The organism is Pseudoduganella guangdongensis (genome assembly GCF_009857475.1).
Taxonomy (GTDB): Bacteria; Pseudomonadota; Gammaproteobacteria; order Burkholderiales; family Burkholderiaceae_D; genus Rugamonas; species Rugamonas guangdongensis.
In genome coordinates this window covers 135,877-160,007 of record NZ_WWCJ01000005.1, presented here as the reverse complement: position 1 = coordinate 160,007, position 24,131 = coordinate 135,877, and the positions used below count along the sequence as shown (strand labels likewise).

The following is a 24,131-nucleotide window of genomic DNA, read 5'->3' as shown; positions in this document are numbered from 1 at the left end:
GACAATGTAAGGTGGGCGCCTACCATGTTTCTAGTATCGCATGGTCAGTTTCAGGACAGCGCGCCGCTCGATCACGCTGCGCCCGGGCAGCGCGCCGAACTCAGCGTGGCGCGCGTGCAGCAGGTTATGCCCGGCCAGCGCCAGCTCGATCTGCGGGCGCACCTTCCAGACCCAGTTCACGTCCAGCTCGTGATAGGACGGCACGCTCGGCCGCGGCAGGCTGCCGGTGTAGCGCAAGGTCCAGTCCAGCTGCATGGTGTCGCCCAGTTCGTGCGAGGAGCGCAGCTGCCAATAGCTGCTCGGGTCGTTGATGGCGAGCCCGGCCGTTGTAGCATCCATGCTGCCGGGGCGGGTCCAGAGGTCGACGTCCTGCACCGTCAGGCCGGCGTTCAGGCGCCAGCGCAGGGCCGGCTGCCAGCGCGCCCAGAATTCGATGCCGCGTGTGCGGCCCTGGGCCATATTGCGGAATTCCAGCGAACCGCGATAAGCGCCGGCGATGCTGTTCGGCTCCAGCGTGCGCAGCTTGTCGTAGTCGGCCAGCCAGGCGGTGGCAGACCAGGACCAGTTGTGCGCGGGCTGGGCGCGGTAGCCCACCTCCAGCACATTGGCGGTTTCCGACACGAAATCGGGGCTGGTGCCCAGGCCGAAACGCGGCACGCCGCCGATGACGATGGGCTTGGGCGGGGCCACGATATCGCGGTCCACGCGCGCCGGCGAGCGCACGGTGCGCGACAAGGCGCCCCACAGCGTGTGCCGCTGGTCCGGGCTCCAGGCCAGGCGCAAGGTAGGCAGCCATTCGGAGCCGGTGTAGGTGTTGTGCTCGATTTTGACGCCGCCGGTGGCGCGCAGGCTGGGCGCCAGCGTGATTTCATCCTGCACGAACAGGCTGCCCCAATGCAAATTGCGATGATACGGCCAGAAGCCGTAACCGGGGCCGGGCGTGTTGTCGTCGCGCGAATGGCGGTAGCCGCCGCCCCAGGACAGTTTGTGCGCGCCGAGCCGCACATCATGCTGGCCTTCGAGCTCGATGGTGTCGAGGCGGTCGACGTAGTTGAGCGGCTGGTTGCGCTCCGTGTGGTCCAGGTTGAGCTGCAGGCGCAGGCCCATCTCGTCGGAAAACTGGCGCGTGTAGCGCGCCAGCAGGTTGGCGCCGGCAATGCGGATGTCGCGCGTGTTCAGCTGGCCCAGGTTGGCCTGGTACACGTCGCCGGACACGGTCAGGCCGCCATGCAGCATGTCCCAGTCGGCACGGAAACCGGCCTGGCGCCGCTGCATGCCGGTAAAGGTATTGAGTCCGGCCGCGCTGTCGGTATCCTCCAGCGCCATGGCCTGGGCGTAGGCCCGGTAGTTGCCGCCTCCCGCCAGGCGGCCGCCGAAGCGCAGCGTGGCATCGCCTTCGCCGCGCGAGCCGGCGAGCGACAGCAGCGTGCCCTGGCTGTCCCTGGCGTGGCGGGTAATGACGTTGATAACGCCGTTTACCGCGTTCACGCCCCAGATGGTGGAGCCGGGGCCGCTGATCACTTCGATGCGCTCGATATCCTCCATCACCACGCCCTGGGCGTCCCAGAACACGGCGGAGAAGAACGGCGAGTAGACGCTGCGGCCATCGATCAGCACCAGCAGCTTGTTGGCGAAGGGGTTATTGAAGCCGCGCGCGCTGATCGCGTAATTGCGCGCGTCGACCCGCGCCACTTCCAGGTTGGGCGCCATGCGCAGGGCTTCCGGCAGGCTGCGCACGCCGCTGCGGCGGATATCGGTGGCGCTGATAATAAAGACCGAGGCGGCGGCGTTGTTCAGCCTTTCCTCCTGGCGCGTGACCGAGGTGATGACGATTTCGTTGAGCTGTTCCAGCGTCAGGTCGGCGATGTCGCCGTCCGCCAGCGCTGCGGCATGCGCAGCCGGCGCCATGGACAGTACTGCCAATAACAACAAGGAGCGAGGTTTCTTGTTCATGGCTTGCAGTCGAATTGTCGTATGGAATTATAAACACAACTATACGACGCACGGTTGCAAATCCGCCATTCATCCCTACATGCAAGCGATCACCCCGACAGGAGCCGCCATGTTCCCCACACCGCCCCGCCCCGAACCACCGCGCAAGCCGGTCGCCATGCAAGTCGTCCAGCAGCAGGTGCGGGGCGCACGCGACACCACGCTGATTGTGGTGCCGGCGCCACCGGAACCGCTGGAATTGTCCGCTCTGCCCGCGCCTAAGGACGCGGCATCCAGCCGATAAAGCTGGCGTGCAGGCTCTGGATATAGAGGCGGTCCGCCGCTTCCAGCACGGCGGTCGTTTCGGGATACGCGCCGCTCGGGTCCTGCAAGTCGGCCAGCACCTTGCCTTCTTCATTGAAGGCGAACACGTGGCCGTAGGCTTGCGGCACCGGCCACAGGGCGCGCGGCAGGCGCAGGGTGAGCTTGCGCATGAAGGGCTTTTCAGCCAGCTTGTCGATGGTGGGATTGCGCGGCTTGACCAGGCCGACCCAGATCTTGCCGTCGCGCCCGCGCATCAGGTTATCGGGGTAGCCCGGCAGGTTGTCGAACAGGATGGCGCGCTGGCCGCTGCGGGCGTCGATCTTCCAGATGCGGTAGCGGCCCGTTTCATTCACGTACAGGGTGCGCCCGTCGGCCGACAGCGCAATGCCGTTGGCGAAGGACAGGCCGCTGGCCAGCACGCGGGTCGTGCCGCCGGCCGGATCGTAGGCCAGCACGCGGCCGGTCGCCGACTGCTCCAGGATATCGAGCACGCTGGCTTCGAAAGTGCCGCCCCACTGGGCGGGCGCGAAACGGGTCGAGGCGTCGGTGAAGTAGATCGTGCCGTCCGGCGCCACCACCACCCCGTCCGCATAGCGGATTGGATCGCCCTCTTGCACTTGCGCGGTCAGTACGGTGATCTTGCCGTCCGGTGCGATGGCCAGCAGGCCTTTCATGGCGTCGGCTGCGATCAGGCGGCCGGTGGCGTCGAAATCGAAACCGAGCACACGGCCGCCGGTGCTGGCGAACACTTCGCGCTGGCTGCCGTCGGGCGCCATGCGCAGGATTTTCCCGCTGGTGACGGCGGCATACAGCTTGCCGTCCGGCCCGATGGCCAGATGCTCAGGGCCGTGCTCCGCGCCGATATCGATCTTCTGCAGGCCGGCCAGTTTGGTGTTGGGCGCATGGACGCCGACATAGCCCGGCGCCGCTTGCGGCGTCCAGCTCACCGGTTCGGCCGGGACCGGCCACAGCAGCAAATAGCCGGCGAGCGCCGCCAGGGTCAGGCCGGCACCGGCGCTGAGTTTGTACTTGAGGGAACTGTCCAATCACACCTCCTGCATTGAAGACAGTCGCCATTTTTATCTAAAAGTCAACTTTAGTCGAGCGCCTTCTTGATCCGCAGGGCCATGTAGGGGCGGCCTGGCAGCGCGATGCTGCGGCCGTCCTTGTCGGCGAAGCTGTAGTTGTCCTGCCTGCGGAGTTCGAACACGCCCGGCACGGGGGTAATGCTCATATTCCAGGTATCGATCACTTCGGCGGTGAAGCGCATGCCGTCTTTCAGGCCGGGCTTGGCCAGGGCAAAGGGCCAGCTGACAGGAGCCTGGCGGCCAAAATAGCCCAGGTAGTACGCGCCGGGTTTGCCGGCGAACGGGTACTCCTGCCATTTGTCGATGGGTTCCAGCCCTTCGGCCGGGCTGGCGGACAGGATCTGGCGCAAGAAGGCCAGGCGCGCCGGGCTTTCGCCGCGCAGCGCGCCGCCCTTGCCGAGCCAGGACATATCGTCCGGGTCCTTGAAGATTTCGCTGTGGCCGACATAGGTGCCGGCGATGGCGCCGGTCCAGAAGCGCAGCACCATTTCCTGCGCGCTCAGCTGGCCCCAGCGCCGTTCGATATTGCCTTCATATTTGACTTCGTCGTACACCACGGGCTTCATGTACACGTCGCGCAACAGGACGGCGCGCTCAAAATCCTCGGCAATGGCGCCGCTTTGCACGCTCACGTGCGTGACCCAGGGCTTGCTGTGGTTGTACAGCACCATGGCATTGTGGATGGAGCGCAGGTGCTGGTAGGGGTCGCGCGCCTGTACGATTTCGAAATAACGGTCCCACTCGGGCATCTGCTTGTTGGTGAGGTAGTCGAACTCGTTGGCGATAGACCACCAGACATTGCGGTAGGACGCCAGGCGCGCCACGACATAGCGCAGGTAGCGTTCATTCACCTCGGCCGGCATCTGGTCGAAGCCCCAGTAGCCTTTGTCGTAGGGGTGGAACAGGATCAGGTCGGCCTGGATGCCTAGCGTGCGCAGGTCGCCCACGCGCTGCTCCAGGTGGCGGAAAAATGCGGGGTTGAAGCGGCTGAAGTCCCAGCCCTTGGGCGGCGTGCCTTCGAAGGGGAAGCGCGGCGGCTGGTGCTTGACGTCCTGGTTGGGGAAGACCAGCATGCGTACTTTGTTGAACGGGCCAGCGGCCAGGGTGGCCAGGGTCTGGCGTTCGGTTGCTTCGGGCTGGTGGGTCCAGCCGTAGCTGGTGGTGCCGACTTGCCAGAACGGCGTGCCATCGGCATAGGCGAAATGGTGCGTGCCTTTGACCTGCACCGGGCCGTGGTTGCCCTGCTGCGCGGGGCCGACCGTGAATTTGCCGCGCTTGCCGTCCAGGGCCGGGCGGTTGCTGCGGGTTTCGTACGTCCATTCGCCGACGCTGTCGGGCATGAAGCGCAGCTTGTAGCGGCCTTCGCCGTCGTAGAAGCCGTCCACCACGATGGCGCGCGCGCCCTGGCGGAAGGTGGCGGCGAGATCGACTTCCAGGAAGGGATTGCCGTCGCGCGGGCCGTCCAGGGTGAGCTCCTTGCTGCCCCAGCGCTCGACCGGGGCAGTGTCTTGCGCGTGCACCGCTGCGCCGGCCGCCGCCAACAGCAGCGCGGCCAACAGCGCGCGCATCAGCTTCATGCGTTCAGCTCCGTGTTGATGGTTTTCCCGGCAATGCGCACATTGCTTAGCTTGAGGCGTTTGACGTTGTATACGAACCACGGCTCCTCGGCATTGCGCGGCGTGCCGAAATCGGCGTCCGTGATCGAAATGTCGGACAGCGGCAGCACCGGCGTGCCGGCGGCGCCGTTAAAGCTGCTCGGCACCGGCCCCAGGACGACCATGATCTGGTTACAGGAGTAGGCGCCATCCGGGCCATTGACGTTGCTGGCGCGGACGCGCGCGATGTGGACGTGCGACACCTCGGGCGGACGGATGCGCACGATATCATCGGACGGCGCGTAATCGCAGTCGATGGTGAGCACGGCGCCGCCGCCGGTCGACGGCACTTTGGCGCTGCCCAGCAGCGTGCCCGGCAATGGTTTATAGGGGCGCGGCGTGGTCTGCACGCCGTTCGGCAAGGTGATGTCGCGCACGTAGAGATGGCGCAGGTAGCCGCCGCGGTTCATGTTGGTTTTCAGGCGGATCGCGGTCCACAGCGGGTCGCTGGCCCAGTGGGCGTTGCGGAATTCGATGTTCTGCGCGTAGATGTGCTCAATGCCGGCCGACATTTCGCTGCCGAGCGTGAGGCCGCCGTGGCCGCTGTTCATCACGCAGTTCTGGACCAGCATATTGCGCGTTGGGCCGTACTGGGTGTCACGGTTTTTGCCGGACTTGATGGCGATGCAGTCGTCGCCGGTATTGAACTCGCAGCCTTCCACCAGCACGGTGTCGCAGGATTCGGGGTCGACGCCGTCCGAATTCGGGCCGATGCTATCCATGCGCACTTTGTTGATATGGACGTTGCGCGAGTTGACCGGGTGGTGGATCCAGAACGGTGTGTTGATGACCAGGTAGCCTTGCATCAGCACGTCGCTGCAGTCGACGAACTCCACCATGCAGGGGCGCAGGGTGTGGCCCAGGCCGAAGATGCGCTTCTCGAAGGGGATGCCGGCTTCGGACAGCGCAGGCAGGTAGCGCTCGTCGCTGCGCCAGCGTTCGCCTTGGCCCTGGATGCGGGCGCGCGCGGCGTCGTCCAGGTGCGGCGCGACTTCGGCCAGCGATGCCGGATTGGCGGGGTTGGGCACGCCCTGGTGCACGGCGCCGGGCAAGGCGGCTTTCGGGTTCATGCTCCACCAGCAGGCGCCGCTGCCGTCTTCCATCGGCACGCCGGCCTGGCCGTTCAGGATGCTGGTCCAGTCCTCGCCGGTGATGGCGATGTTCTTTTGGCCGCGCGCATACACCAGGGGGCTGAAGTTCAGGCAGTCGTTGCCTTGCCAGCGCGAGAGCACCAGTTTGCCGTTCTTGCCGCAGTCGTAGTCGCCGTCGCGGGCGTAGTCTTTCGGGTCGGTGCTGAACAGGACTTGCGCGCCGGCTTTGAGGTGGACGTGCACGTTGGAGAGCAGCGTGATCGGGCCTTTCAGGTACCAGTTCCCGGCGGGGATGACAACGCGGCCGCCGCCGGCCTTGTGCGCGGCTTCAATCGCTGCGCGCAGGGCGGGATGGCTGTCATGCGAGCCGGGGGCCTGCGTATCCAGTTCGCCCTTCTTGCGGATGGTGGGGTAGCCCTGCACTTTGGCCAGCTCGCAGGGCTTGGCGCCGAAGCCGGTGATCGGATAGTCGCGCTTGGGGAAGGACAGCGGCTTGGCGAAGCGGCGCTGAATGTCCGCCGCGCGCCGCCATGGGTCGGCCGGGGTGTGCGCAGCCTTGGCGGCGGCGATGGCGGGTGCGCCGGCGGCGGCCAGTGCGCCCACGGTGGCGGCGCCTTTCAACAACGCGCGGCGGCGCGGGGAGTGCTGGGCTTCTTTAGTCATGGCTGCGGGTTCCATCCTTTTCCATTGTCATACTGCGAGAATACTTTGGCGCGGCTGTCGTAGCGGGCGGCATCGGCGGCGGGCAGCACGCGGCCGCCCCGGCGCTGCGCCAGGTCGAGCGGCTCGCCGCTCAGGCTGCTGCTGCCCACCTCCTCCCAGCCTTTGCCGTTGCGCGGCTCGCCGCTCCAGCCCTTGGCGCTGATGTGCGGGCCCAGGCGGGTGTTGATGTAGCGGACATTGTCCCAGGCCGTGACCACCCCGGGCCGCGCCAGGTAGGTGGCGCCAGGCGGCACGTCATTGCCGGCGGGACCGGGGCCGTGCGTCAGGCGGCTATTCAGGAAGACGAAGCCGGGATCGCCCTCGGCCACGGTGCGGGCCTGGACCAGGTAGCCGCCGCTGGCCGGGTTGGCGCTGTCGCCAACGGAGCGGATTTCGGATTCTTCGAACAGGGCGGCGCGGTTGTAGCCCCAGATGAAATCGACATTGCCGGACACCAGGCAGCGGTAGAACCAGGCGTAGCCTTTGACCTGGATGGTGTCTTGCTCGCTCAGGAAATCGGCGTGGGTGGCGATGAGGCGCCCTTCGCTGTTGAAGTTCAGCGCTTCGGCCTGGGCGCCGATGGTCTTGCTGCGCCAGGTGGTGTTGGCCAGGGTGAGCGTGTCGAGCCGCAGCAGGTCGGCATCTTCCACCAGCAAGACGGCGCGGCCGCCGCTGGCGCCGGGGGCCATGGCGCCCTGCCCTGTGCCGCTGCCGGGATTGACGCCATCGCTGTTTTCGCCGGCGATGACGGTGCCGCTGCGCGATTCGCCGCGCAGGGTAACGTTGTCCTTGCCGCGCAGGTAAAGCAGCCCTTCATGGCGGCCGTTGGCGAGGTGGATGGTGACGGGCTGGGTGCGCGGCACGTGCTGCATGGCGTGGTTCAGGGCGCCCTGCACGGTGCGGAAGTCGGCCTTGCCGCTGGCGGCAACGCGCAGCGAAGCGGCAGCCGCCGGGGGACGTTCGCGCGTACGGAAGGTCCAGGCGGCGGGCTTGCCGATGCCGTCGAACGGCTGCCCGGCCAGCTTGGCGCCGCCGAAGATGTTGCCGTCCACCAGCACGGTGTAGTCGGTGCCGTAGGCCAGTTTGCCGTCGTGGGGACGGATGGTGACCGTGGAGCCATCGGCGCTGATGGCCCGGTAGCGCACGACGCGCTTGATGCCGTCTTGCGCGGCGCCGATTTCGTCGAGCTCCATGCCGGGGTAAATGGTGTCGACTGTCACACCGTCGGCGCTGCGCACGATGCGGACGGAACCGTTGGCGCCGATGGCTGGCGTGCTGTCGAAGCGGAGTTGCAAACGCGTGTCGATCGGGACATCGCGCTCGCGGGCTGCGGGTTGCACGGCGCTGGCCAGCGCGTATTGGCGCGTCGAGGCAGCGAAGGCGGGGCTGACGCGAACCGCCAGCGTCAAGGCGATGTTCGGATCTTCCGCGCTGGTGAGCGTGACGGCGGTTGTGCCTTCGGCGCGCGGCTGCAGGAGCAACTGGTCGCCTTCCACCCGTGCTTCGGCGATGGCGGGATCGCCGGCAGCGGCATGGAAGCGCACGGCGCGCAGGCCGGTGCGGGCGACGGCGCGCACGTCGTAGCGTTGTGCGGGCTCGCCGGCTTGCAGCGTGAGCTGGCGGTGGCGGTGCACCAGGCCGATACTGGTGGGCGGCTGCGCCATGTCGCCGGCGCGCAGGCCGTCGATCTCGAAGGTGCCGCCTTGCGCGAGCACGCCGATGCGCGGCGGCAGCGGGTTGGGTTCGTCCACGCCGATCAGGCGGCTGCCGTTCAGGTGGGCCGTCAGCGCGGCGCCGTCCACGTCCAGGCGGATGGTGTAGGCGCTGTTGCCCGGCACCGGTTCGGTGCGGACTTGCTTGAGGAACTTCGGCTGGCCATCGATCATACGGACGATGTTGACGGCCACGCGGCCGCCGTTCGGCGCCACGTCCAGGCCGAAGCCGAGCCAGTTGCGGTCGTCGGCGTAACGGGCGATGACGTAGCCCTGCCCGGCGCCGCCGTCCGCCGGCCGGAAACGCGCTTCCACGAAGTAGGCGCCGCTGGTCGCCGCCGCCGTCTGCAAGGCGGGCACCAGCGCCACCGGTCCAGCCGGCGCGCCGGTCGCGGGCAGCACGCCGCGCGGCGCATCTTCCCCATGCAGCGCCTGCACCGGCGCCAGCCCACTGCCCTGCGCAGCGGGAGGCGCGACCGTCCACGGCGCGTTGCGGCACCATGCGGCGCCGCCGGCGCAGGCCGCGCCCTCGCCGATGCGCACCAGGCGCACCGCCATGTACGGCCGGCCAGGCAGCGCGATGCTGCGCCCGTTCTTGTCGGCAAAATTGTAGGCATCCCGCTTGCGCATCTCGAACACGCCAGGCACCGGGGTGACCGTCATATTCCAGGTATCGATAACCTCTGCACGGAAGCGCGCGCCATCGACCAGTCCCTTGTTGTGCAGGACCACCGGCCAGGAGGACGGCGTCTCGCCGCCAAAATAGCCCAGGTAATACTGCCCCCGCCGCCCCGCGAACGGGAAACCCTGCCACTTGTCGATCGGCTCCAGGCCCTGCGCCGGGCTCTCGGCCAGGATCTTGCGGAAGAACTCCAGCCGCGCCGGGCTCTCGCCGCGCAGCACGCCGCCCTTGGCCCACCACACCACCTCGTCCGGCGACAGATAGGTTTCGCTGTGGCCGACGTAGGTGCCCGCGATGGCCCCCTGCCAGAAGCGCAGCACCATTTCCTGCGGCGACAGCTTGCCCCAGCGCTGGGGGAAATTGCCCTCGTATTTAACCTCGTCATACACGACCGGCTTGTTATAGACATCGCGCAGCAGCACCGCCCGCTCGTAGTCTGCGGCCAGGGTGCCGCTTTGCACGCTGACGTGCGTCACCCACGGCTTGCTGTGGTTGTAGAACACAAAGCCGTTATGAATGGAGCGCAAGTGCTGGTAAGGATCGCTTTCCTGCACCAGCTGGAAGTAACTGTCCCATTCCGCCATCGACTTGGTCTTGACGAAATCGAACTCGTTCGCCATCGACCACCAGACATTGCGGTACGCAGCCAGGCGCGCCACGATATAGCGCAGGTAGCGCGCATTGGCCTCCGCCGGCATAGCGTCGAAACCCCAATGGCCCTTGTCGTAAGGATGGAACAGGATGATGTCGGCCTCGATCCCGAGCGCGCGCAATTGGGCGACGCGCTGTTCGAGGTTGCGGAAGAAAGCGGGATTGAATCGGCTGAAATCCCATTGCCTGGGCGCCTTGCCTTCAAAGGGATACAGCGGCGGCTCGTTTGCATTGAATTCGTAGCGCTTGGGGAACACGCCCATGCGCATCTTATTGAACGGCGACGCAGCCAGCGTGCGCAGGGTCTGCTCCTGCAGCGCGGCGGGCTGGTTGGTCCAGGAATACGCTGTGGTGCCGACCTGCCAGTAAGGCGTGCCATCGGCATAGGCGAAGTGCCAGGTGTTACGCACCCGCACCGGGCCGCGATTGCCCGTCTTGGGCGCAACTGCCTGCACCTTGCCCTTCTTGCCGGACAAGGCGCTGCGGTTGCTATGTGTTTCATACTCCCAGGTGCCGACGGCATCCGGCATGAAGCGGATCTTGTACTTGCCTTCGCCGTCGTAAAAACCTGCCACCTGCATGCTGCGCTGCCCTTGCCGGAAGGTGGCTGAAAGCTCCACCTCCACGAAGGGGTTGCCGTCCTGCGGACCGGCCAGCGCGATTTCCGCCGTGCCCCACTGCTCAACCGGATCGGCATGCGCCGCTGCCGACAACAGCAGGACGCAAGCCAGCAAAAGGCAACGCAGCATCTTAGAACTTATACTCGACCGACAGACGGTACACGCGGCCCAGCATATCCGCCATCGAGGTCACGTAACCGCCGCTATACAGGCTGTTGGAGGTCAGTGGCGGCCATTCTTCGGTCAGGTTGTTGACACCCAGGCTGATGGTGGCGTTCTTGATGCCGGTGTAACGCACGTTCAGGTTGTACTGCTGGTAAGCCTCCACCTTGGTCAGGGTCGAGCCGACGCGCGGGGTGATGTCGGTTACGCCGGTGTTATAGCGTTGCGACAGGGTCGCGGCCCATGGGCCGTTGGTGTAGGTGACCGACGCGGTGTGCTTCCAGCGCGGGTTGATCTGCGGCAGGCCGGCCAGGCCGGAGTTCGGGCCCGCGCTGCCGTAGCGGCCATCATTGGTGATGATGCCCACGTTGCTCAGCCAAGGACCGTTCTTCTCCGACTGGAACTCATACTTGTCGGTGTAAGTGCCGTCCAGTTTCGCGTCGAAGGTGCCGAAGCTGGTTTTCGGGAAGCGGTAGCTGGCCGACAGGTCCAGGCCGCGGATGCGGGTCTGGCCACGGTTTGCCTGGCTCGCCACGATGTGGTCGATCAGGCCGTCCGCGCTACGCACGAAGTTCACTTCGTACTTGGCTGGATTCTGCTGGATTTCCGTGATGGTCACGGCGCCCAGCACGTCCCGCAGTTTCAGGCCCCAGTAGTCGACGGTGAAGGACAGGTCCTTCATCGGCTCCAGGCCGAAGCCGAAGGAGAAGCCGCGCGATTTTTCCGGTTTCAGGAAATCGTTGTTCGGCGACTTGGTCCAGTAGTTGGTGGCGACGTTGCACACCTGGTCGAAGGTGTAGCCCTGCTTCGGCGTGCCGGTGCCGGGCACCAGCGGCTGGGTGCTTGGGCACAGGACCGGATCGTCCATCAGCTGGTTGCGCACTTCCGGCGTCGGGTTCTGGATGTCGATGATCGACGGCGCGCGGAAGCCGGTGTTGACGTTGGAACGCAGGACCAGCTGCGGCATCGGCTGCCAGCGGGCTGCCAGCTTAGGATTGATGGTGGTCTGTTTCAGGTCGCCATAACGGTCGGCGCGCACTGCGGCGTTCAGCAGGAACTTGTCTGTGATCGGGGCTTCCGCCTCCATCAGCAAGGAAGCAATGGTGCGGTGGATCTTCTTCGCCACGCCTTGCGGGGTTTCGCCCACCAGGTCGGTCTGCACCACGTTGCCCGAAGCATCGATATTGTAGGCACCATTGGCCTTTTTCAGCACGTAGTCGAGCGGCGCATTGAAGGTTTGCGCGCCATCGCGGCGCAGCTCACCGGCCACGGCCAGGGTTAGCGGGCCGCCCGGCAGCTCCCACAGGCCTTTGGACAAGGTCACGTCCACGCTCTGGTTGAAAGCCTTGTTCAGACGGTAGGTGTAGTCCAGCGCCTGGATGCTCTTCAGGTAGTCCACACCGGCGGCATCCTGCGGGCCGAACGGATTGAGGATACCCTTGTCAAAGCCTTCCTGCGCCTTGGAGTACAGGATGTAGCCTTCGCCGACGCGGGTGTCGCGCTTGGATTCGCCGTAGTTCAAGCCTGCGCGGTAATCCCAGCCCAGCACTTCGCCTTCGGCCGACAGTACGATGCGGTCGTTGGTCTGCTCGTCGTTACGATACGCCGGACCGAGTTCGCCTGGCCCCCACTGGAAGTAGATGGCGCGGTTGTTCATGTTCAGGTCGCTGACCGCGCCCGGGGTCTTGCTTGGGTCGATATACATGGCCGGCGTATTGCTGCCGGTGTTGCTGCCCACAACCTGCGGCAGAGGCGTAATGCCCTTGCCCGGGTAATATTTGCTGGTAGGCGACAGCGAGTAGGTGGTGAACGGCTGCGGCGTGTTCGGCACCTGCATGCCACGGAACTTCTGCACGGTGAACTCGGAATGCAGCAGATCCAGGTCCAGGCGGTGGCCGCCGGACAGGTTCAGGCTACCGCGCGCGCTGACGGTGGTGATTTCGCTGCCGTCGGTCACTGCGGTCCAATACACGGGGTTGCGCGCGCAACCTGGGGCAAAGACCGGCGAGGCGGCGGTGCTGGCCGCGCCCAGGGTTGGAATCGAGTAAGGCGATTGGCAGCCGGTGGCAAAGTTCGGGTTGTAGTTGGAGTTCGCGTTGCGCGCGAAGCCGAAGTTGGCCAGCGGGTTCGGGTTGCGGGCGTCCGGCGTAATGCCCAGGCCGAGCGTACGCAGGATGGCAGGATCATGCTGGTCCGGGCGATCGCTCTGGAACAGCGCGTCCTTCTTCTGGTGGTCGATCGCGATGTAGGCATTCCAGCCGTCGCGCGACAGTTTACCCACGCCGAGGATGGCGCCGAAGCCTTTGGTATCGCCGCCGCCGTCCTGGGTCGGGGCGTATTCGGCCTTGACGGCCGCGCCTTCGTAACCGCGCTTGGTCCAGAAGTTCTGCACGCCGCCGATCGCGTCCGCGCCGTAGATGGAGGCGGCGCCGCCGTTCAGGGTTTCCACGCGGTCGAGCGCCATGCGCGGGATCACGTTGACGGAGACGTATTGATCCTGCAACGGCTCGTTCGCCATGCGGCGGCCGTTCAGCAGGGTCAGGGTACGCATCGGGCCCAGGCCGCGCAGGTTGATCATCGGGCCGGCCGCGCCGGTGTTGGTGCCGAGCGACATGGACTGCGGCATTTCCAGCACCAGGTCTTTCAACTCGGTGTGGCCGCGCGCTTCCAGTTCGGCGGATTTGATGGTGACGAGCGGGGTGGCGCCTTCGTTCGCCACGCGGCGGATCAGCGAGCCGGTCACCACCACCGACGCGACAGGTTCCTCTGCTGGTGCTGCGTTCTGCGCGATTGCCTGGTTAGCCATTTGCAGCACGGCCAGGGCTACGGATGCAGCCAGTACCGCGCGCTTGGTTTTAGGGCCTGCGACGTAATTCATGTGTCTCCTCCATGTGTGCGACCAAATTGGTTTGATCGATTTTCGATTTTGGTATAACCACAGACTAAAGTGGTTAGGCCAATTTCACAAGCAAAAAATCCAATTCGATGCGAAAAAGCCACTTCTGGCCAGTCCAGATTGTTGTTTTGGCCTGACCAATTTAGAATTCCCGCATGGAGACGAGGCTATATAAACAGGTGGCGGACAAGATCCAGGCAATGATTGCCGCGGATGGCTATATTAGCGGCGATCGCTTGCCTTCGGAACGGGAACTTGCGGCGCGGCTGGCAGTAAGCCGCGCCTCCTTGCGCGAGGGCTTGATTGCGCTGGAGCTGACCGGGGTGGTGGAAGTGCGCAGCAATTCGGGCGTCTATATCAGCGAGGGCGCCGAGGCCACGCCTGCCCCGCCGGAAGCGGGCCCGGGGCCGTTCGAGGTGCTTTCCGCGCGGCGTGTGATTGAATGCGAGATTGCGGCCATTGCGGCGCAGCTGGCGACCGACCGCGCCATCGACGCCATCCTGCTGGCGGTGGAGGCGATGGAACGCGACCACGATGACGTGGCGACCAACGAGCAGGCCGACCGCAACTTCCACATGGCGATCGCCAATGCCACCGGCAACAGCGCCCTGGTCGGCGTCATGAACCACCTGTGGGACCAGCGCGGCCACCTGTGGCACCGGCTCAAAGAACACTTCCAGACCGAGGAGCTGCGCAAGGAAACGCTGAGCGACCATCGCGCCATACTCCAGGCCATTGCCAACCATGATCCTTCGGGCGCGCGCAAAGCCATGCGCGTGCACCTGGGGCGCGTGACCCGTACTTTTTCGACTTAGGAGACATAGATTTGAACAAGCCTAGCCAACCCCGCCGCCGCAGCCTGCTGCAAGCCGGCGCCGCCGCCCTCCTCGCCCCGCAATGGCTGCAGGCGCTGGCCGCCCCCGCCGCCTCATCCGCCGCCTCACCAAGCACGGCGCCAGCGCCGGGCGCCGCCGCCCGCGCCAAGGCCGCCGCCGCACGCAAAGCGGCCTGGCGCCGCGCCGACGCCATCGTCGCCAGGCTGCGCGCCCCGGTCAGCTTCCCCAAGCGCGACTTCCTGGTCACGAACTTCGGCGCGCAGACTTGCCAGACCAAGCAAGTGAAAGCCTGGGTCACCCACGACGACCAGGAACTGGTGCCAACCCAAGCCGACAACGCCCACGACTGCTACCCCAATTTCAAAGCCGCCATCGAAGCCTGCGCCGCAGCCGGCGGCGGCCGCGTCGTCATCCCGCAAGGCACCTGGTACTGCGCCGGCCCGATCGTGCTGCGTTCCAACGTCCATGTCCACCTGCAGGCCGGCGCCCACATCCTGTTCTCGCAATACCCGGACGACTACGCCCGCCACGGCGACTTCGACTGCGGCGAAAAAGGCAAGCTCACGCTCTCGCGCTGGCAAAGCAACGACTGCCTGAACTACTCGCCCATGATCTACGCCCTCAACGCTCGCAATATCGCCCTGACCGGCGAAGACTGGACCTCCAAGCTGGACGGCCAGGGCGGCGTCGCCTTCAATGAAGCCGGCGACTGCTGGTGGTCGTGGAAAGGCCGCAACCGCACCATGAACGCCGTCTCGCAAACCAGCGCCCCCGGCTACAAGGAAGGCCAGCCGACGCAAGTCGTGCCCAATCCCCTCAACAAGCCGCTGAACGAAATCGCCCCCAGCCTGAGCGCCGCCCAGCGCAAGCTGATCGAAGGCGAAGGCGATAAATGGCGCAGCGACGAACGCTACCTGCCCGCCCTGTCCGAGGCGGGCGTGCCGGTGGAGCAGCGCGCCTTTGGCAAAGGCCACTACCTGCGCCCGAGCATGATCCACTTCATCAATTGCACCAACGTGCTGCTGCAGGGCTACCACGTGCAGAACACCCCGTTCTGGCAGCACCACCCGGTCAACTGCCGCAACCTGGTGATCCGCAAAGTACACGCCGAAAGCCGCGGCCCGAACAGCGACGGCTTCGACCCGGAAGCCTGCGACCACGTGCTGGTGGAGGACTGCGTGTTCGATTCAGGCGACGATTGCATCGCCATCAAGGCCGGCAAGAACCGCGACACGCAATACGGCCCGACCCGCAACGTCGTGATCCAGGGCTGCACCATGCACAGCGGCCACGGCGCAGTGACCCTCGGCTCGGAGATGGCGGGCGGCATTGAGCATGTCTATGCGCGCGACCTGGTGTTCGAGAATGCGCACTGGGCCACCGACCCGCTGAACATCGCCATTCGCCTCAAGACAAATATGAATCGCGGCGGCTTCCTGCGCCACTTCTATGTGAAGAATGTGAAAGTGCCGAACGGGGTGCAACTGAGCCCGTCGCACTACGCCCTGTTGCCCGGTTCACCGATCGACACCAAAGGCCTGGCCACCGCCGCCGGCGCGGTGGTGTCCTTCGACTGCGACTACGCCCCCACCGCCGACAGCGTGCGTATCCGCCCGCCGGAAGTATCGGACGTGCATATCGAGAACGTCACCGTCGGCAACGTGAACAAGGACGGCACGCACGGTTCCTGCTACCAGGCCATCGCCATACTCGGCCCGGTGGCCAGCGACTATAACGGCCCGCAGCCGGCACCGCCCGTATTGCCGGTGCGCCGCATCAGCGTAAGCAACTGCGATTTCGGCAATCCTGTCAACGCGGCGCAGCCGATTGCGCTGTACAACGTGGCCGACCTGACACTGGAAAACGTCAAGATCAGCGGAAAACGGCGCGATACCACAATGACAAGCTGATTGGACAAGCGGCCGGATCGCCGTTATGCTGCCAAGAATGATGATGGATAGCATACTAACGCGCATCCAGGCCTCGGCCTCATCGCGCGATACGTCCCTGCTGCAGGAACTGGTCGACACCGTGCGTCCAACGCATGCCAGCGACCTGCAGCAAGCCACTAACCGCCTGCGCGCACTGGCGCACTTACTGGCGACCCAGCCCGAATGGGCGCAAGGCCTGCGCGACTACCTCGCAGGCATAATCGGCCAGCGCAAGCTGGTCCACCTGCTGACCGATACCGGCATCCTGCAGAACCAGGGCTTCTTCGGCGAGCTATGGCGCCGCCTGAATCACAAATGGCTGCCGCCCACAGTCAATGACGACTACCTGAAGGACGTTTTCGGCCAGGTGTTCGATCGTCCCGACGACTACCGCTGGATCAACGGCGTCGATCCCTCCGTCTGGCTCGCCCTGCTGCGGGCGCTCCGCTTGCCGCAGCGCGCCTGGCTGCGCGAACACGGGCTGGGCGAGCTGCTGGAGGCGGTGCAGGTGCTGTCCTACCGCATCAGCGCGATCGGGCTTGAGCCGGAGCTGGTGCGCGTGCACCCCGCTATCGAGCGCTTTGAATCGCCATTCCTGCGCCAGAACGCCGAAGTGGTGCAATTCACCGAAGCCTGGCGCGCGCGCCTGGTCGATCCCCAAACCGAGGCACCCGACGCGCGCCATATCGACGTGCTGCTCGGCCAGTGCGAAGACATCATCGGCCGCGCCAAGCGCACCGCCTCGGTACAGGGCGTATCGGTCAGCCTGACCCGCCTGCTGCTGCGCCTTACGCAAAGCATCAAGCGCCTGCGCGCCGTGCTCCAGCTGGTGGAAGCGCCATCGACCGACGCCGCCCTGCCCGGCGCAATTGAGCTGTTCGGGCAACTGGTGGAAGCGGACAACCGCAAATGGAGCCTGTCCGACCTGTTCCAGACCAACACCGAACTGCTCGCGTTGCAGGTGACCGAACACGCCGGCCGCTCCGGCGAGCACTATGTCGCCAGCACGCGCAGCGAATGGCTCTCCATCATGCGCTCCGCCTCCGGCGCCGGCTTTATCGTCGGCTTCATGGCCATGCTCAAGGTGCTGATGGCCAGCCTGGTGCTGGCGCCGATCGGCTATGCCGTGCTGTATAGCCTGAACTACGCGCTCGGCTTCATGCTGATCCACGTGCTGCACTTCACCGTGGCCACCAAGCAGCCGGCCATGACGGCGGCGCGCATTGCCGCCGCCATCAACGACGGCTCCAAGAAGCTGGACGAGCTGGCGGACCTGGTGGTGAAGGTGCTGCGCTCGCAGTTTGTCGCCATTGTCGGCAACGTCGCCATCGCCATGCCCACCGCTTTTGCGATTGCCTTCGGCTGGCAATACGCCTTCGGCAGCAAGCTGGCGGGCGCCGAGAAGTCGCTGCACCTGCTGCACGACATCGACCCGCTGCACAGCCTGGCCCTGCCGCATGCCGCGATTGCCGGCGTGTGCCTGTTCCTGGCGGGCCTGATCTCCGGCTACTACGACAACAAGGCCGCCTACAACGATATCGCCGCGCGCCTGCGCCAGCTGTCGTGGTTGCGCCGCCTGCTGGGCGAACAGCGCCTGGCGCGCGTGACTACCTACATCGGCCAGAACCTCGGCGCGCTGGCGGGCAATTTCTTCTTCGGCATCATGCTGGGGACGATCGGCACCATCGGGTATGTTTTCGGCCTGCCGATCGACATCCGCCATGTCACCTTCTCCAGTGCCAACTTCGCCTTTGCACTGGTCGGGCTGGATTATCAGCTGACGACCCAGCAATGGGTGCTGTCCTTGGCCGGCATCGCACTGGTCGCGCTGACCAACCTGGCGGTGAGCTTCTCGCTTGCCCTGATGGTTGCCCTGCGCTCGCGCCGCGTCAGCTTTGGCCAGGGCAGCGCCCTGCTTGGCCTGGTGTGGCAGCGCTTCCGCCAGTCCCCGCGCAGTTTCTTTGTGCCGCCGCGCGAGGCGGAGACGGACGGCGAGCGCCTGAATCCGCACTAAGCCACGGCAGCCGCGCGCAGCGTCATAGCACCTGCGGCCATCTTACTTCACAAGCGCTTTATCGGTGCGGCGCAGCCAGGCTTCGTGAATCACGGTCCAGGTAGCGCCGCCGTCCAGCGACGCATCCCACAGGTGGTGAATGCCGCCGGGAATCGGCTGCCACACGGTGCGGTGCAGTTCGCGCTCGCCCTTGTCATTGGTCCAGTAGCCGGTCATCAGCATGCGGTCGCCCTGCCAGCCGCCGTCGATCGGAGCGAAGTTGCCGCGCGCGCTGGTCCAGACATGGCGCCACAGCTTGTGCCGCCGATCGTACATACTCAGGCTCGTGCCCGCGCCGTTTTCGGCCCCATTGCCGCGCCACCATTCCTGCAGCACGCAGCCTTGCTCGACTTTCTCGATCAAGGTATGCCCCAGCACCTTGCCGTGGCGGTCAACCGCTTCCCAGTTGCCGACCCAAAAGTCGAATTGCTTGTACTCGGGCGCGCCGCACGGCTCTGCCGCCTGCGCGAAGCTGGCGGCCAACAGGGCAATGCTGATCAGAAGTTTGCGCAACATGGTTTTTCCTCTTTGTCTGGTTGGGATGGCGCTATTCTCAAGCTGCACGCGCGCAGTCGATAGCACATATTTGAACAACATTATTTCAAAATTGAACAACATAGGTAGAATGGCGGCATGAACACCTTTCTCACAAGCCGCCTGGCATGGAACGACTACCAGGTCATCCTGGCGGTGGCGCGCCATGGTTCGCTGTCCAAAGCGGCGGAGGCGCTCGGCTCCAGCCATCCCACCCTGTTCCGGCGCGTGCGCGATATCGAGGCCAGCCTGGGCACTGCGCTTTTCGAGCGCAGTCGCCAAGGCTACCGCCCGACCGCTGCCGCCACCGGACTGCTCGAATTGGCGGAAGAATTCGACCGCCGCCTGCGCGACATGGAGCGCGACGCGGAAATGGCCGCCGCCGGCCGCTTGACGCTGGCCACGACGGAGGTGCTGATGCCGCGCATTATGCCGCCGCTGCTGGCGCGCTGCCGGCGCGAACTGCCGCAACTGAGATTCAATGTGGTGACCAGCGAAAGCCTGGCCAATGTGCGCCAGCGCGAGGCCGACATCGCGCTGCGCTCGGGCGGTGAACCCGACGGCGACCTGATAGGCCGCGTGATATGCAATATCGAGGTGGCGATCTATGCGCCGGTCGACTGGCGCAAGGTCGCGGAAGACAAGCTGCACCAGCACGACTGGGTGACGGTAGATGAAACCCTGGGCCACCTGGCCTCGTCGCGATGGCTGGAAGCACAGGGCCTGGGGCGGCACGCCGTCGCCCGCTGCTCCAGTACGCTGGCCGTGTGCCGGCTGATCGAAGAAGGCCTGGGCATCGGCATTCTGCCTTGCCACCTGGGCGACGCCAATCCCCGCCTGCGCCGCGTCTCGTCGCTGATGACGGACTTCCGCTCGCAACTGTGGCTGCTCACGCCGCGCCAGTTGCGCGGCGTACCCAAGGTCTCGGCAACCGTCGAAAGCCTGAGCGCCGGGCTGCGCGAAATGAAGGACCTGTTCGAAGGCCGCCTAATTGGCAGCAGGCGCGCGCGATAAGGACGCGCCCTGCGTCTTGCGCGACTTGCGGTACAGCCAAGGCTCCTGCGGGTTCTGGTCGGCCCACAAGCCGGTGCGCGCAGCACGTGCCGCCGCTTCAATGCCAAGCAGGCCGATGTCGTGGTTGTACTGGCGGTAGACCCAGGCCATACCGTTGCGCACCTGGGCCGCATTAGCATTCACGCCCCCGCAATGCACCACGGCCACCATACGGCCATAGCGGTCCGTCTCACCGACATCCAGCACCGCGTTGCGGCCAAAGCACAGCAATGACAACGCCTGCTTGGAGCGCGTGCCGTATGCCTGCTTCTTCTCCGGCGCATCAATATTCGCCAGGCGCACTTTGACTTGCCGGCCATCGCGCAGCACGGTCAAGGTGTCGCCATCGGCGACGCCAACCACCTGGTCGGCATGGGACTGCGCGCAAACCAGCGCGAGAAGCAGCATAAGTTTTTTCATCGGTTCCGGCCAAATTCAAGGGAGCCGAATTGTACGCGGAACCCCGGCGCTGCGCAGCTTTATGCCCAGCCGTCGCCAGCCGATCACGACGCCGGTGATGCTCATGACTGCCCCGCCGAGGCTAAGGAAAATCAGCAGCATGTCCCACAACGGCCGGCGCTCCAGCAAGGGCAGCCAATCCCAGCTATGCAGCATGGCGAACAGCCAGCGGCTGGCGCGCTTGCCGTTGTCGCTGCGGCCCACCACGGCCCCGGTATGGGGATCGATATAGACCCAGCTCGCCTGCGCATCGGCAAACTCGGCACGCAGAACCGGCAAGGGCTTGGCGCCGCCACCGGTCATGGTATGGGCATCGCGGCTGTAGTAATACAGGTCATAAGCAGTTTGCACTTCGATGCGCTGCAAGCGGGCTGGCAGCAAGTGCGCCGCCGCAGCACGCAGGGCGGCGGGATCAAGTTGCACGGCCTGCGCGGATTGCCCATCGAGCAGCAGCGCTTGAGCACCGCTCGTATAGGCCTGCGCCACCACCCTGCCCTGCATGCGCGTCCAGCGCAACTCACGCACGCCGCCGCCCGCTGCCGCCAGCAACGCCGCCGGCGCCGCATCCGCCCCGGCCAGGGACGGCGCCCCGCCTTCAAGCGCCTCCATGCGCAAGGGTGCGGCGCCGGCATCAAAGACGCGCCATGGATTCATCGACATCAAGCCGCTGAAAATCCAGGTGATGGTGGTGAACGCAAACAACATGCCGCCGATATGGTGCCAGCGCATGAAACCCTGGTAAGGCGTGCGCGCGCCGCTGCGGTAAGGCCGCGCGAAGCGCCAGCGCATGATGCCGACCACCGTGCCGCTGAGCGCCATGGCGATGCCGGCAATCGACAGCCAGTTGACGATGTCGGTCCAATAGCGGTCGAACGCATTGCCGCGGAACGGATACAGCCAGTGTATCCACGCCCCCGCATAATTCCACAGGCGTTCGCTGCGCGCGGCATCGCGCACCACCTCCCCGGTACGGCCCGAGATATAGAGCAAGGTCTGGTCCGCATCGCCCAGCTCGACCCGATGCAGCGGCCGATGCGCATCCAGCGCGCGCGAGTGCGTGAACGCATCCTCCGCCACCACGCCCAGGTAGCGCAGGCTGGTAGCCGGCGCCGCAAACGCAGCAGCGGTGGCCAGCGCCCGCGCCTCGTCCGTGGCCGGCAGCCGCGCCCCGCTCACCGCATCAATCGCGACCGGCGCACTGCCCTTGCCCTGCGGCGTAACGACATAGGCAGGCCGGCCGCCACTGGATGCGGCCAAGCGCAACTCCTTCAACGGCCCGGCCACGCCGGCGCGCGACAAGGCGTGCGACGGCGCCAGCAGAGGCGCATCCGGCGCCAGCACAGGCAGATGCCGCAACCGCTCGGCGTCGGTCAGTTTGGGATAGCCGACATACATCATGACCGCGCCGGAGACGAACCACATCGCGAAAAAGGCGCACAGGATCACGCCCAGCCAGCGATGGACCAGGTACAGCAGCCGTTTTGAGCGGGCTCCCATGCCGGCCTCAGAACGCTACGCGCAGGGAGGCATCCACCGTGCGCGGCGCACCCAGGTAAGCCATGCTGGACGTGGTGTTCAGCGCATGCACGCGATTGCCCGCATTGCGCACGCGGCCCACCAGTGAGATATGGCGGTCGACCTGATAGCTCAAGCCCAAGTCGAGCAGCGTGTACGAAGGCCACGCGATGGTATTGGCCGCATCCGCATACACGGAACCGACATGCCGCACACCGGCCGAAGCCTTCAGCGCCGGCGTCATTGAATACGAGAGCCAGGCATTGGCCACGGTTTTCGGCGTGTTGGCAGGCGTCTTGCCAGCCAGGGAAATGCCGCCCTGGCGGAAGTCCTCATACGCGGCATCCACGCGCGTAACGTTCGCCTGCAGCGACAGCTGCGGCAGCGGCTGCAGGCCCAGCGCCAGCTCAACGCCCTTGGACGACTGCTCGCCGACCAGCACGGTCAGCGCGGTGTTGTTCGGGTCCTGCGAAGCGATGTTCTTGCGCACGATGTTATACGCCGCCAGCGTGGCCGTGCCTTTGCCAGCCCAGAACTCAAGCTTGGAACCGATTTCCGCCTGGCGCCCGGAGGTGAGCTCGCTATTGTTGCGCACATCCGCGAAGGACGCAGTGGACAGCACGCCGGACGGCGGATCGGCCGCCGTCGCGTACTGCACGTAGGCCATGGCGCCCGGCGCCACATCCCACACCAGTCCCGCGCGGCCGGTGGCCGGATGGTAGCTGCGCTCGAAGCTGGCCGGATTGGCGGCGGTCACCTCGCGGCGGTTGCGTAATTCCAGCTCGATGCTCTCCTTGCGCAAGGCCGTGACCAGGCTAAGCGTCGGCGCCAGCAGCGTGCGGTTTTCCAGGTAGGCCGCCAGCGTCTTCACCCGGTTCTCGCGGTCGGGACGATAGTCCGGCGACATCCCTGGAATTTCAAAGAAACGCTCGGTCACGAAGTTGTACGGATCCACCGTGCTGACCGTCATGGACAGGCTGTTCGGAAAGCGCGTCTGCTTGTTGCCACTAAGCTCCAGGCCAAACACCCAATCGCTGCGTTGGCCCCCAAGCGTACCCTTATACATGCCGTCGAAACGGCCGCCCGCCACGCGCTGGTCGTGGCGCTGCAGCAGCGTACTGGAACGCACCACCGCCGTATTCGATGGATTGAAGCGATAGCCCTCCACATTGCGGTAATCGCGCAGGGCATCATAGACGTACAGGGTATTCGTGAACTGCAGCGCATCTGACGCACGCCAATTGGCCACGGAACGCAACCAATGCACGCGCTGCGCATAGACGCCGTCCGCGCTGTTGTAGTTCTTGTAGCGCGTATCCTCATCGATGCGCGCGGTGCCGCTGACAGGGTTCAACAGCGGCGTGCCCCAGTAGGGGCGCGCCACATCCTCATCCTGGAACTCATAAGCCAGTGTGTGCGTGAAACGCGCGCCGATATCGGAACGAATCGAGGCCGCAAGCTGGGTGGATTTGCTGGAGCTGCCATCGATCCAGCTGCCGCTATCGCGGTGGTTGATATCGATACGGCCAAAATGCGCCACCCCATCCGCGGCATCCGACAGGCGGCGATTCAAGCCGATGGAGGCCTCCTTCAGCCGGTTGCTGCCCAGGCGCAGGCGCGCCTCGCTGAACTCGCCGCGCTCAGCGACTTTGCTAATGTAGTTGATGGAGCCACCCACGGCGCCCGAGCCATACAGGAAGCTCGACGGACCGCCGATCGCCTCCACGCGATCGTAAATCCAGCTATCCACCGGACGCGCCGCAATCGAATACTGCACGCTGATACCGTTGAAGAGCTGGCTGACGGAATTGCTGCCGAAGCCGCGATAGCTCACACCGATATTGCCCGGCGCGTTATGCGCCGTCACGCCGGGGATGGCACGCAGCACCTCCTGCGTGTCCTGCGCACCGCGCTCATCGATCAGGGCGCGGTCAACCACGCTGACGCTGGCCGGCGTTTCGCGCGCCGTCAGGCCAAGGCGGCTGCCGGTGCCCGCCGGGGCATCGAGATCAAAAACGCCGCTGGAGCGCAGCGCCGAAGCGGCCACCTCCACGGTGGGCATGGTGACGCTGGTCTGCGCCCAGGCAGGAACTGCGGCGAAAGCGCATGCAAGCGCATAAGGAAGCTGGGATGGAAAAGACATCGTAAATAACCTGGTAAGTCGCCCGAAAAAGGGACGGATTCAGTCAGCACGAGCCAATGGCAAGTGCAAAGGAGCACATGGCCGGCAAGGAC

At 65.5% G+C, this 24,131-nt stretch carries 14 protein-coding genes; 4 read left to right on the top strand and 10 right to left on the bottom strand.

Annotated features, from left to right (window positions below; genetic code table 11):
* Positions 1-30: 30 nt before the first annotated feature.
* From GTP41_RS08535 to GTP41_RS08510, 6 genes are all read right to left on the bottom strand, one after another.
* Positions 31-1,953, bottom strand: a complete 1,923-nt coding sequence (locus tag GTP41_RS08535) for a TOL_0244 family TonB-dependent receptor (RefSeq protein WP_161025149.1) — start codon at positions 1,951-1,953, stop codon at positions 31-33.
* 257 nt (positions 1,954-2,210) lie between these two features.
* Positions 2,211-3,302: an SMP-30/gluconolactonase/LRE family protein gene (locus tag GTP41_RS08530; RefSeq protein ID WP_161025148.1), complete on the bottom strand. Its 1,092-nt coding sequence runs from the start codon at positions 3,300-3,302 to the stop codon at positions 2,211-2,213.
* Positions 3,303-3,352: 50 nt separating this feature from the next.
* Complete coding sequence (locus GTP41_RS08525; RefSeq protein WP_161025147.1) at positions 3,353-4,921, bottom strand: DUF5060 domain-containing protein; 1,569 nt, start codon at positions 4,919-4,921, stop codon at positions 3,353-3,355.
* On the bottom strand, positions 4,918-6,753 hold the full coding sequence (locus GTP41_RS08520; protein ID WP_161025146.1) for a glycoside hydrolase family 28 protein: 1,836 nt from the start codon (positions 6,751-6,753) through the stop codon (positions 4,918-4,920). The genes GTP41_RS08525 and GTP41_RS08520 overlap by 4 nt, the downstream gene beginning before the upstream one ends.
* Positions 6,750-10,586, bottom strand: coding sequence for a pectinesterase family protein (locus GTP41_RS08515; RefSeq protein ID WP_161025145.1), 3,837 nt, complete (start codon positions 10,584-10,586; stop codon positions 6,750-6,752). The genes GTP41_RS08520 and GTP41_RS08515 overlap by 4 nt, the downstream gene beginning before the upstream one ends.
* A 1-nt stretch (position 10,587) precedes the next feature.
* Positions 10,588-13,497, bottom strand: coding sequence for a TonB-dependent receptor domain-containing protein (locus GTP41_RS08510; protein WP_161025144.1), 2,910 nt, complete (start codon positions 13,495-13,497; stop codon positions 10,588-10,590).
* A gap of 173 nt (positions 13,498-13,670) precedes the next feature.
* Between GTP41_RS08510 and GTP41_RS08505 the strand changes: the two genes are divergently transcribed.
* The 3 genes from GTP41_RS08505 to GTP41_RS08495 are packed head-to-tail and all read left to right on the top strand — an operon-like array spanning position 13,671 to position 18,296.
* A complete protein-coding gene (locus tag GTP41_RS08505; RefSeq protein WP_161025143.1) occupies positions 13,671-14,330 on the top strand; it encodes a FadR/GntR family transcriptional regulator in 660 nt (219 codons plus the stop codon).
* A gap of 11 nt (positions 14,331-14,341) precedes the next feature.
* Positions 14,342-16,261: a glycoside hydrolase family 28 protein gene (locus tag GTP41_RS08500; protein ID WP_229502788.1), complete on the top strand. Its 1,920-nt coding sequence runs from the start codon at positions 14,342-14,344 to the stop codon at positions 16,259-16,261.
* A gap of 25 nt (positions 16,262-16,286) precedes the next feature.
* Positions 16,287-18,296 carry a site-specific recombinase gene (locus GTP41_RS08495; RefSeq protein WP_202419667.1) on the top strand — a complete coding sequence of 670 codons (2,010 nt, stop codon included), beginning with the start codon at positions 16,287-16,289 and terminating at the stop codon, positions 18,294-18,296.
* Positions 18,297-18,338: 42 nt separating this feature from the next.
* On the opposite strand, the gene GTP41_RS08490 is transcribed toward GTP41_RS08495, so the two are convergent.
* Positions 18,339-18,851 (bottom strand): hypothetical protein, encoded by a 513-nt coding sequence (locus tag GTP41_RS08490; protein ID WP_161025142.1) that lies wholly within the window; start codon positions 18,849-18,851, stop codon positions 18,339-18,341.
* A gap of 117 nt (positions 18,852-18,968) precedes the next feature.
* On the opposite strand from GTP41_RS08490, the gene GTP41_RS08485 reads away from it, so the two are divergent.
* A complete protein-coding gene (locus tag GTP41_RS08485; RefSeq protein WP_161025141.1) occupies positions 18,969-19,883 on the top strand; it encodes a LysR family transcriptional regulator in 915 nt (304 codons plus the stop codon).
* On the opposite strand, the gene GTP41_RS08480 is transcribed toward GTP41_RS08485, so the two are convergent.
* Genes GTP41_RS08480 through GTP41_RS08470 form a run of 3 tightly spaced genes read right to left on the bottom strand, consistent with a single transcriptional unit; the run spans position 19,857 to position 24,039 of the window.
* Complete coding sequence (locus GTP41_RS08480; RefSeq protein WP_161025140.1) at positions 19,857-20,342, bottom strand: thermonuclease family protein; 486 nt, start codon at positions 20,340-20,342, stop codon at positions 19,857-19,859. The two genes, GTP41_RS08485 and GTP41_RS08480, sit on opposite strands and share 27 nt — an antisense overlap.
* A gap of 15 nt (positions 20,343-20,357) precedes the next feature.
* Complete coding sequence (locus GTP41_RS08475) at positions 20,358-21,878, bottom strand: PepSY domain-containing protein (RefSeq protein WP_161025139.1); 1,521 nt, start codon at positions 21,876-21,878, stop codon at positions 20,358-20,360.
* A 7-nt stretch (positions 21,879-21,885) separates the two neighbouring features.
* On the bottom strand, positions 21,886-24,039 hold the full coding sequence (locus GTP41_RS08470; RefSeq protein WP_371867305.1) for a TonB-dependent receptor: 2,154 nt from the start codon (positions 24,037-24,039) through the stop codon (positions 21,886-21,888).
* Positions 24,040-24,131: the final 92 nt, after the last annotated feature.

Excerpts from the sequence above, each read along its gene's own strand:
- GTP41_RS08490 (WP_161025142.1), bottom strand. The coding sequence starts at position 18,851 with ATGTTGCGCAAACTTCTGATCAGCATTGCCCTGTTGGCCGCCAGCTTC.
- GTP41_RS08515 (WP_161025145.1), bottom strand. The coding sequence starts at position 10,586 with ATGCTGCGTTGCCTTTTGCTGGCTTGCGTCCTGCTGTTGTCGGCAGCG.
- GTP41_RS08510 (WP_161025144.1), bottom strand. The coding sequence starts at position 13,497 with ATGAATTACGTCGCAGGCCCTAAAACCAAGCGCGCGGTACTGGCTGCA.
- GTP41_RS08480 (WP_161025140.1), bottom strand. The coding sequence starts at position 20,342 with ATGAAAAAACTTATGCTGCTTCTCGCGCTGGTTTGCGCGCAGTCCCAT.
- GTP41_RS08495 (WP_202419667.1), top strand. The coding sequence starts at position 16,287 with ATGCTGCCAAGAATGATGATGGATAGCATACTAACGCGCATCCAGGCC.
- GTP41_RS08470 (WP_371867305.1), bottom strand. The coding sequence starts at position 24,039 with ATGTCTTTTCCATCCCAGCTTCCTTATGCGCTTGCATGCGCTTTCGCC.
- GTP41_RS08485 (WP_161025141.1), top strand. The coding sequence starts at position 18,969 with ATGAACACCTTTCTCACAAGCCGCCTGGCATGGAACGACTACCAGGTC.
- GTP41_RS08535 (WP_161025149.1), bottom strand. The coding sequence starts at position 1,953 with ATGAACAAGAAACCTCGCTCCTTGTTGTTATTGGCAGTACTGTCCATG.
- GTP41_RS08475 (WP_161025139.1), bottom strand. The coding sequence starts at position 21,878 with ATGGGAGCCCGCTCAAAACGGCTGCTGTACCTGGTCCATCGCTGGCTG.
- GTP41_RS08525 (WP_161025147.1), bottom strand. The coding sequence starts at position 4,921 with ATGAAGCTGATGCGCGCGCTGTTGGCCGCGCTGCTGTTGGCGGCGGCC.
- GTP41_RS08520 (WP_161025146.1), bottom strand. The coding sequence starts at position 6,753 with ATGACTAAAGAAGCCCAGCACTCCCCGCGCCGCCGCGCGTTGTTGAAA.
- GTP41_RS08505 (WP_161025143.1), top strand. The coding sequence starts at position 13,671 with ATGGAGACGAGGCTATATAAACAGGTGGCGGACAAGATCCAGGCAATG.